This window comes from Bradyrhizobium sp. STM 3809, assembly GCF_000239795.1.
GTDB lineage: Bacteria > Pseudomonadota > Alphaproteobacteria > Rhizobiales > Xanthobacteraceae > Bradyrhizobium.
In genome coordinates this window covers 1-1,999 of sequence record NZ_CAFJ01000418.1, presented here as the reverse complement: position 1 = coordinate 1,999, position 1,999 = coordinate 1, and the positions used below count along the sequence as shown (strand labels likewise).

Below are 1,999 nucleotides of genomic sequence, written 5' to 3'. Positions count from 1 at the left end.
TGTAGCCCGGATGAGCGCAGCGACATCCGGGATCGCACCAGCTGTTGCGATGAACCCGGATGTCGCTGCGCTCATCCGGGCTCCGCAGCGGCGCGCGGCAGTGAGGCAATGTCCTGCTATTCCGGACCGCTCTGCACCGGCGTGCCCTCCCAATCGATGACGTACTCGGTGTCGGATATCGATTTCGCGGTCCACGTGCCGCGCAGACGCGATGTCGCCAAGGCGCGGGTGCCGGCGGTCTGCTCCCAGGTGCCGATCGCCGTCCATTCCTGCTTGCCGTTCGCCAGGGGCGTGGTCTGCTGGCCGATATAGCTGTCCATCTGTCCGCTGCCGTCCGGGTAACTGATATGATCATAGCCGCGCAGCGTGCCGTTGCCGCGAACGAGATCATCGAGCTCGAGCATGATCACCCGGCCGCCGTCGAAACGCGCCGATGCGCCGGAGGCGTGACCGTCGCAGGTCGACTTCAGCAGAATGAGCTCGTGGGCGGGATCGCCTTCCACCCGGTTCTTGTGCTCTTCGGCAATCCTGCAGGCGAACCTGCCTCCGACCGGAGCCGCATCAGCCGCCTGTGCCGATGACGCCGACATCGAGGCAAGGAGCGCGAGCGCGGGGATCCCGAGAGAGCGGATACGAGACGACATGTGAACCTCCTGACATGAACCGGCCGCGCGGTGTCCAGCGCGATGCGCCGGGCCGCGGCCGACCGCCGCAACGAGCCATGATGGCCCGGTTCGGACCAGGACCTTGGGACGAGCGGTGAACTGGAGGGGACGAGCGTCTGCCAGCAGGGACGAAGCTGCGGGACCGTGCCGCGAGCGGTGTCAGCCAAAGTCGCGATGAATGCGCAGGAACGCCTCGGTCGGAGCCCGGATGAGCGCAGCGACATCCGGGGTCACACGAGCTGTTGCGATGAACCCGGATGTCGCTGCGCTCATCCGGGCTACGCAGCCTCCCGCAATCAACGACTTGGTCTCCGCGCCTAGAGGATCCGCAGCGGCCGCCAGTAGACGAGGCTCGGCGCGAACACGACGAGGGCGAGTGCGACGGCGCTCCCGGCGAGACAGCTTACCACGACAGCGCGCGGCGACAGGCCGCGGGCTTGGGGAAGGAATGTGATCGCCCGCACGATGGCTCCGGTGATGAAGCCCGCTCGTGCGATCGGCAGCAGCGGGATGTCGAGCAGATCTTCGATCTTACAAGCACGGCTGCAGCCGCCTGGCTGCAGCGTCCACCATTCGCGCAGGCCACCGATCAGGGTCGCCAGCGCGAGCAGCAGCGTCGCCACCAGCAGCGCCCGCGACGACGGCATCAGCACGGCGATCGCATAGGAGACGAGGCAGACCGCGAGCACCTGCGTCACGACGTCGAGCATCGTCCGCCGCCCGGTCTCACGCCTGGTCCAGGAACGGCGCCACCACCTCGCGCGTCCCGGCGCTCGTGACCACCGGCACGATCTCGAAGGTCATGCCGGTGTCGCGGGCATTGGCGAGGATCCATTGCTGCAGCAGGCGCGCGTCGTCGCATTCCATCAGCTGGAAGCAGCGGTCGAAATTCGGCTCGATCCAGCTGCCGAGATATTTGAGCCCGTCGGGGAATGTGATGCCGGGGTCGCGGACGCGGCGGTAGACGGGGATCGGGTCGCGGTCCTTGAAACGTTCGATCACCATGAACAGCATGCGTGCCTCCGGAGACGTTCGGCGCGCATTGTGAGTGGGTTTTCCATCCGTTTCCAGATCGTTCCGGTTGTCTCGCTCACAATGAAGCTGAGCACCCCGGGCGGCGTCGCGGCTCACCGGCCCCCGGCCATCATCCGGCTGACGCAGTTGTTGAACGACATCGTGTCGCCGCCGGCACCATTGCGGCCGTACTCCCATGCGCCCGTGGCGGCATTGCAGCGGCCGCCGATCTGGATCGCGCAGCGCTGACTGATGCTGGTGCAGCGGCCGCCGCCGCTGGCGCGCCTTGTCTCCGGCTCGGAGCGCATCGCCACCGTCGG

General features: G+C 67.2%; 3 protein-coding genes and 1 pseudogene. All 4 read right to left on the bottom strand.

Annotated features, from left to right (window positions below):
• Positions 1-116: 116 nt before the first annotated feature.
• Complete coding sequence (locus BRAS3809_RS20170) at positions 117-644, bottom strand: hypothetical protein (RefSeq protein WP_008963898.1); 528 nt, start codon at positions 642-644, stop codon at positions 117-119.
• 338 nt (positions 645-982) lie between these two features.
• Positions 983-1,375, bottom strand: coding sequence for a hypothetical protein (locus BRAS3809_RS20165; protein WP_008963897.1), 393 nt, complete (start codon positions 1,373-1,375; stop codon positions 983-985).
• Between the two features lie 16 nt (positions 1,376-1,391).
• Positions 1,392-1,679, bottom strand: coding sequence for a DUF3303 domain-containing protein (locus tag BRAS3809_RS20160; protein WP_008963896.1), 288 nt, complete (start codon positions 1,677-1,679; stop codon positions 1,392-1,394).
• Between the two features lie 113 nt (positions 1,680-1,792).
• A pseudogene (locus BRAS3809_RS20155) lies at positions 1,793-1,999 on the bottom strand (caspase family protein); the annotation flags it as partial.

What these genes read in the sequence shown, in the direction of transcription:
- BRAS3809_RS20170 (WP_008963898.1), bottom strand. Translation starts at nt 644, where the DNA reads ATGTCGTCTCGTATCCGCTCTCTCGGGATCCCCGCGCTCGCGCTCCTT.
- BRAS3809_RS20165 (WP_008963897.1), bottom strand. Translation starts at nt 1,375, where the DNA reads ATGCTCGACGTCGTGACGCAGGTGCTCGCGGTCTGCCTCGTCTCCTAT.
- BRAS3809_RS20160 (WP_008963896.1), bottom strand. Translation starts at nt 1,679, where the DNA reads ATGCTGTTCATGGTGATCGAACGTTTCAAGGACCGCGACCCGATCCCC.